This is a genomic window from Leptolyngbya sp. FACHB-711, from assembly GCF_014695615.1.
Lineage (GTDB): Bacteria > Cyanobacteriota > Cyanobacteriia > Elainellales > Elainellaceae > Leptolyngbya_A.
On sequence record NZ_JACJOR010000398.1, the window covers coordinates 1 to 7,129 of the forward strand.

At 51.9% G+C, this 7,129-nt stretch carries 6 protein-coding genes; 5 read left to right on the forward strand and 1 reads right to left on the reverse strand.

Annotated elements, in window-relative coordinates; genetic code table 11:
* Positions 1–546, forward strand: a 546-nt coding sequence (locus tag H6F80_RS16900; RefSeq protein WP_190792694.1) for an N-acetylmuramoyl-L-alanine amidase family protein, incomplete at its 5' end; no start/stop codon positions are given.
* A gap of 285 nt (positions 547–831) precedes the next feature.
* A complete protein-coding gene (locus H6F80_RS16905; RefSeq protein WP_190792695.1) occupies positions 832–1,959 on the forward strand; it encodes an aminotransferase class I/II-fold pyridoxal phosphate-dependent enzyme in 1,128 nt (375 codons plus the stop codon).
* Positions 1,960–2,453: 494 nt separating this feature from the next.
* On the opposite strand, the gene psaK is transcribed toward H6F80_RS16905, so the two are convergent.
* A complete protein-coding gene (psaK, locus tag H6F80_RS16910; protein ID WP_190792696.1) occupies positions 2,454–2,714 on the reverse strand; it encodes a photosystem I reaction center subunit PsaK in 261 nt (86 codons plus the stop codon).
* A gap of 129 nt (positions 2,715–2,843) precedes the next feature.
* Here psaK and H6F80_RS16915 point away from each other — a divergent pair, with 129 nt between their 5' ends.
* The 3 genes from H6F80_RS16915 (at position 2,844) to dnaA (ending at position 6,832) form a co-directional block, all read left to right on the forward strand.
* Positions 2,844–4,079: an acetate/propionate family kinase gene (locus H6F80_RS16915; RefSeq protein ID WP_190792697.1), complete on the forward strand. Its 1,236-nt coding sequence runs from the start codon at positions 2,844–2,846 to the stop codon at positions 4,077–4,079.
* 69 nt (positions 4,080–4,148) lie between these two features.
* Positions 4,149–5,165 carry a ribonuclease HI gene (gene rnhA / locus H6F80_RS16920; protein WP_190792698.1) on the forward strand — a complete coding sequence of 339 codons (1,017 nt, stop codon included), beginning with the start codon at positions 4,149–4,151 and terminating at the stop codon, positions 5,163–5,165.
* Between the two features lie 278 nt (positions 5,166–5,443).
* Entirely contained in the window at positions 5,444–6,832 is a 1,389-nt protein-coding gene (gene dnaA / locus H6F80_RS16925) for a chromosomal replication initiator protein DnaA (RefSeq protein WP_190792699.1), read from the forward strand.
* Positions 6,833–7,129: the final 297 nt, after the last annotated feature.

Sequence of the window (7,129 nt, forward strand, 5' to 3'; positions counted from 1 at the left end):
CTTGATCCCGGACATGGCGGGCCCGAAGATCTGGGATCGCGAGGTCCAACGGGCTACCCCGAAAAAGATGCGGTTCTGGTGGTGTCTAACCTGCTACGCGATCGGCTCGAAGCGAGAGGGGCAAGGGTTTCTATGACGCGAGAAGCCGATATCGATCTGGATTTGCGTCCGCGTATGGATTTTATTGATGCACAAGAACCGACGATCGCGCTCAGCATCCACTACAACGCGCTGCCCGATAACGGAGACGCAGAAAACACAGCGGGCGTTGGCACCTTCTGGTACAACCCGCAGTCCCACGACCTGGCGGTATTTCTGCACGATTACCTGGTAGAAAAGCTCGATCGCCCTTCCTACGGCACTTTCTGGAACAATCTGGCTCTGACTCGACCCACCGTTTCCCCAACTGTCCTCCTCGAACTGGGCTTTATGATTAATCCAGATGAGTTTGAGTGGATCACCGATCCCCAGGAGCAGGAGCGGCTTGCTGACGCGCTGGCAGATGGAATTCAGGCTTGGATTGATGCTCGGAGTTCGACTCCATAGACTCTCTCTAAGTGGTTTGCGGCGTGTCTCTAGGTGGTTTAAGGCGTGGCAATCCTACTATTGCCCTCTAAATCCCCCAACTTTGGAGGACTTTGAACGTGAGCGTGATTGGCTCGGTTCCCTCCAGAATTGGGGGCAGGAAGCAGTTTTGGGCACGCTATCTGTTTCAAACCTCTTTAACCATCCTTTTTACGAAAGTGCGTCTCTTCCGATCGCGAGCCAGATAAGGCAAGATAGTCCTGTTTAGCTAAATCGCATTTCGACTTAAAAACCCGGTAAACGCAAGTGAATTCGATTCCCCCATTTGATTTAACTGAGCAATACAAGCTGATTGGCGAAGAAGTGGGTGCTGCTGTCCTAGAAGTTCTCGCATCTGGGCGATATATTGGCGGCAGTCCGGTGGAGCAGTTTGAGCAGCAGTTCGCGCAGTTTGTTGGTACGGCTCACGGCATTACCTGCAATTCTGGAACCGATGCGCTTTATCTCGCACTCCGATCGCTCGATATTGGCGCAGGGGATGAAGTCATTACCACGCCGTTTACCTTCGTTGCTACGGCTGAAACAGTGAGCGCAGTGGGCGCAACGCCCGTTTTTGTGGACATCGATGCGGCAACGTTTAATCTGAATCTCGATCAGGTAGAAGCCGCAATTACCGATCGCACCAAAGCCATTATCCCGGTACATCTGTTTGGTCAGCCTGTGGATATGACGCGGGTAATGGAAATCGCCCAAAAGCACCACCTCTCTGTGATTGAAGACTGCGCTCAATCCACCGGGGCAGAGTGGAATGGGGCAAAAGTTGGCAGTATCGGTCATGTGGGCTGCTTTAGCTTTTTCCCAACTAAGAATCTGGGAGCCTGCGGCGATGGGGGAGCCATTACAACAAACGATCCGACGATCGCTAGCCGGGTGCGAATTCTGCGTGACCACGGACAATATCAGCGATATCGCTACGAAGAAGTTGGCGTGAACAGCCGCCTTGATGCAGTACAGGCAACCATTTTGCTGATTAAACTGCGCTATCTCAATCAGTGGAATGCCCAGCGTCAGACGATCGCCGATCGCTATACCCAACTGCTTCAGCCCCTCCCCGGTATCCAGTCGCCTCAAACGATCGCAGGCGGAACCTCGGTTTGGAATCAGTACACCATTCGGGTGCTCAGCAAGGGCAAGTTGTCTGATGAGCGCGATCGAGTGCGGCAACGTCTTCAGGAGCAGCAGGTCAGCTCCATGATCTACTATCCGATGCCCCTGCATTTGCAGCCCGTTTATGCGTCGCTCGGCTATCAGCCGGGTCAATTGCCCGTTTCTGAACAAATGGCGCAGGAAGTGCTGTCTCTGCCAATGTTTCCAGAACTTTCACCGCTCCAGCAGGATCAGATTGTTTACGCCCTAAAGGACAGTCTCCAATAACTTGCGAACTTCACCAAAACCGCCTGCTTTTTTCAGCAGAGTCCTTTCAGCAGTGTTATAGTCTCATGCGCGAGGGTTTGCCTTCTAAGCGGCGATCGAGGCAGAATTATCGCAGCTTGATTGCCAGGCTGAGACAATAGCCCTCCTATGAAAATTGCGTTTCATTCGTGGTGATGAGCACGATTGATCATGATGTCTCCTGCAAGAATCCAAGCTTCCCCTCATCCCTTAACTCTTTCTCTCACCGAGAGCGAAGGGGAGCAAGACAAAAGAGCCTCAGTAAGGTTCAAGTCTTTCTACGTTCTGGAAGAGGAATTTAAGGCGAGGGCCGCATTCGTGCAAGTGGTCTAGTCCCCAGAATTAACATTTTTAATAAGAACTAACAGATAAGAACCAACAAAAAAGTCAGGGAGTTAACCCTGACCGATCGCCTTAAGCGGAATAAAAGCAAAAAAGAGAACTGTTCGATAAAACGAATTACAGCAAAATTTGGGTTAAATCACGCCAGCGTTTGTCAAGCCCAGGATGACGCCTGTACCGATAATATGACCAAAGCTGGTCGCTGCCAGGATTGCTGCTGCACTCAGACCCAGCGTATCTGACAGAATGGGAATTCCGGGTCCCACTTTGGGATAGCGGATGCCCACCTTCCCGATCGCCAGAGCAACCAGGTTACAGGCAAGCATGATTAAACCAACGGTGGGAGTCCACTCAGGTAGTCTTGCAACAACATCAGCGATGAGAGCAGTAAACAAGGGTTTGTCTCCTTTGATTATTAACGATCGCTTGTTTCGGAGTTTTACCAAAAAACGGGACGCTATATCGAAGAATTGCAGTAATAGTTAACATTGGTGATCATTTCTGACCGCACAGGATGTGAGCTGATGAAGATTCTGGTGATGAATGCCGGATCGAGTAGCCAGAAAAGCTGTCTTTATGAGATTGGCGATTTGCTGCCGACACAGCCCCCAAATCCGCTCTGGGAGGCAAAGATTGACTGGACGCATCAGCCCAACGTGGCAGAACTAAGCGTCACGACTGAAGGCGGCAAGGTAAAAGCAGAATTACCCGCTTCGCCCCGGGCTCAGGTGATAAACCGTCTGCTGGAAACCCTCTGGACAGGGGCAACGCAGGTGATTGCCAATCCGCAAGAAGTTCAGGTTGTCGGGCATCGGGTGGTTCATGGTGGCAAGGACTATCACACAAGCATCCGGATCACGTCGGAGGTCAAAGCCACTATCGATCGGCTCTCAACCCTTGCGCCCGTTCACAATCCTGCCAACTTAGAAGGTATTGAGGCGATCGAGCAAATCTTAGGCGATGTGCCGCAGGTTGCTGTCTTTGACACTGCCTTTCATGCCCAGATGCCCGATGCCGCCGCGATCTATCCCGGTTCCTATGACTGGATCAAAAAAGGAATTCGTCGTTATGGGTTTCACGGCACGAGCCACCGCTACTGCGCCCAGCGCACGGCGGACTTGATGGCGCGAGATCTGAGCGAACTAAAGCTGATTACCTGTCACCTGGGCAACGGCTGCTCGCTGGCTGCGATTCAAAACGGGCGCAGCATTGATACGACAATGGGCTTCACTCCCCTGGATGGATTAATGATGGGCACACGCTCAGGCAGTGTTGACCCCAGTATTTTGATTTATCTCATGCGACAAGAGGGCTACACCGCCGATCGCCTCGATCAATTGCTCAATAAAGAATCAGGACTGCTGGGCATTTCCGGCGTATCTAACGATATGCGAGCGGTCATGCAGGCAATCGAATCTGGGAACGATGACCCCTCCGGGGAACAGCGAAGCTACCGGGCTCGGCTGGCACTCGACATTTATCTGCATCGGCTCCGAAGAGAAATTGGGGGAATGCTGATGAGCCTGGGAGGACTGGACGCACTGGTGTTTACGGGCGGTGTGGGCGAAAATTCTGCCCTGGTGCGATCGGCTGCTTGTGAGCCGTTAACCTGGCTAGGCGTAAAGCTTGATCCGGCTCAAACGGTTTCTTCGGAAGACGCCTTGATTTCTGCCCCTGATTCGGCAATTCCCGTCTGGGTGATCCACACGCAGGAAGATTGGACGATCGCACGGGACTGCTGGGAACTTCTCCAGGCTTAGCTGATTTTTATCCACTGATCGACTTGCACGGTATATTAATAAGCTGCTGTAATCGATGCCTTTTCCTCCATGACTGCTCAACCCAATATTCAGCGTATTTATACCGATGGAGCCTGTTCTGGCAATCCAGGACCAGGAGGCTGGGGCACGGTGATTTATTATGACGACGGTTCGGTGTATGAGCTAGGCGGAGCCGATCGCCAAACGACCAACAACCGGATGGAAATGCAGGCGGCGATCGCAGCCCTGGAATACTTGCTCAATTCCCCGCAGACCGAATCTGTGACGCTCTACACCGACAGCGAGTATGTCAAAAACGGCATTACCAAGTGGGTTAGCGGCTGGAAGCGCAAAGGCTGGAAAACTTCTGCGGGAAAGCCCGTTCTGAATCAGGATCTCTGGGAACTGCTCGATCAGCTCAATCAAAAAGCAGTGCAGCAGATTCCGGCTTTTAAGTGGCAGTACGTGCGCGGACATTCGGGCAACGAAGGCAACGAACGGTGTGATACGATCGCCCGTGCCTTTTCGCTGGGACAAACTCCCGCCTTGAGCCAAAAGACGCCGAGTCCCAGTGATCGGGGTTCTGGTAATCAGGGTTCCAGTGAGCGGGATCCTGTTGAGTGGGAGCCACAGAGCCGCATTTCTCCAGAAAACGGTTCAACAGCTCCAGCTATACTCAATCTCGCTACGGTAAATACTGACCAGACTCAGAAGGAAGCGATACAATCCTCTCAACCGCACAGACAACCCCACGAGTTTTCGATCGCGGATCAAGCCGGATCAAACTTAACTTCAGACTTAACTATGGTAGATTCCACCAACTCATCTGCGCTGACTGAGGGGTCAGACCTGCCGCGTGAAGTCCGGGTCTCGATGTTGCGAGGCCTAGTCGAAACGCTGCGAATGGCAGACGAAATTGCTCAGCAGGGCTACTTGATTACCAGTTCCGAGCTGGCAGACCTAATGGATGTGAACGCGAGCGCAGTGACCAGTCGCGGCGATAACTGGGTGTGGCGCAATTGGGTTGTTTCGCGAGTGCGGCGGGAGGGAAATCAGATTCTTTGGCAGCTCGAGCGGGTGGATTAGGGGATGAGTGAGGGAATGAGACGGTGAGGGGTGGAATCAGAACAATCGCTCTCTAGCTTTCTTGGCAGTTTGTCTGCATAATATCACCACATCTTGATCGAAAGGGCATCCTCTACGCAACATCTAGCGGGCTGCTTGAAGTGGGCTGGGCATCCAGCAATAATTTCCCTTAGGAAAAGAATATGAAATAGACTGGCAGGATTTGAGTGTAGGTGGGTGAACGTGACGATATTTGAGCATTCATTTTGTCCTGTGGCGATCGAGCATTGAGGTGAGCAGTGGAAATTAGCCTGGAAAACTTCTGGAATCAGGTTTTGGAGCGGCTGCAACTCCAACTTAGTCGCCCGACTTTTGAAACCTGGATTAAATCTGCCACTGCCGAGCGGCTCGACGATCACTGTCTGGTGATTTGCACCCCCAACCCCTTTGCTCGAAACTGGCTCCAGAAGTACTATGTCAAGACGATCGCCGAGGTCGTACAAGAGCTTTTGGGGCGATCGGTGGATATCCATATTGTGGTAAAACCGGGGGCAGAGTCCGAGGGTTTGCCCGAAACTTCAGAAATGGTATGGTCGCAGCCTGCGGAAGTTCCCCCGGCAGAACCGCCTGCCAACCGGGTGCGGCATACCGAGCTAAATCAGAAGTACATTTTTTCGCGCTTCGTCGTTGGTGCAAACAACCGCATGGCACACGCCGCTTCGCTCGCAGTGGCAGAGTCCCCCGGACGCGAGTTTAATCCGCTGTTTCTCTGCGGGGGAGTTGGACTGGGCAAAACTCACCTGATGCAGGCGATCGGGCACTATCGGCTAGAGATCGACCCGCGCTCGAAAATCTTCTACGTCTCAACTGAGCAGTTTACCAACGACCTGATTGCTGCAATTCGGAAAGACAGTATGCAGAGCTTTCGGGAGCATTATCGCGCAGTTGATGTGCTGCTGGTAGACGATATTCAGTTCATCGAAGGCAAGGAATACACGCAGGAAGAGTTCTTTCACACGTTCAACACGCTGCACGAAGCAGGCAAGCAGGTGGTTCTCGCTTCCGATCGTCCGCCCAATCACATTCCCCGTCTGCAAGAACGGCTTTGCTCCCGGTTCTCAATGGGGCTGATCGCCGACATTCAGCCGCCCGATCTGGAAACCCGCATGGCAATTCTGCAAAAAAAGGCAGAGTACGAGAATATGCGGTTGCCTCGTGAAGTGATTGAATATATCGCCAGCAGCTACACCTCTAACATTCGGGAACTGGAAGGGGCACTGATTCGGGCAGTTGCCTATATTTCGATTTCCGGTTTGCCGATGACGGTAGAGAACATTGCCCCGGTGCTTAATCCGCCCAGCGACCAGGTGGGAGCCTCCCCCGATGCCGTGATGAATGCGATCGTCGAAACGTTTGGCATCTCGATCGAAGATCTAAAGGGCAGTTCGCGTCGTCGAGAAATTAGCACGGCAAGACAGATTGGAATGTACCTGATGCGTCAGCATACAGGTTTGAGTCTGCCAAAAATTGGCGAAGTGTTTGGCGGCAAGGATCATACGACCGTGATGTATAGCTGCGAGAAAATTTCTCAGCAAAAGAATGCTGATCCAGAAATGGCAAGGAATCTACGTCAAATTAGCGATCGAATTACGCTTCCCAATCACGCTCCGAATCAATCCCGCCGCTGATGCCGGATAGGAACTAGTTTCTGTTGCTTTAGTCTTGCTTGGATTGAAGAATTTAGAGAATTCGCGGATAGAGCGATAACAGGTTGATAAAGCTGTTCGGGATTTACGAAATTTCCGATCTCTCTCTTGAGGATTATTCATAGCGAAAGACAGCGAAAAAACTCTGCTGCTCAACACGCTTTTCACTTCACCTAGCTGTCACTTATCTTCAAGGCCAAGTTCATGAAAAATAATCAGGAAACCTGGAAGTTTTTTGTTCAGGTCGCATTTAGTACGGTCGTCTTAACATTTAGCCTC

Coding starts and splice junctions, on each gene's coding strand:
- H6F80_RS16915 (WP_190792697.1), top strand. CDS start 2,844: ATGAAGATTCTGGTGATGAATGCCGGATCGAGTAGCCAGAAAAGCTGT.
- rnhA (WP_190792698.1), top strand. CDS start 4,149: ATGACTGCTCAACCCAATATTCAGCGTATTTATACCGATGGAGCCTGT.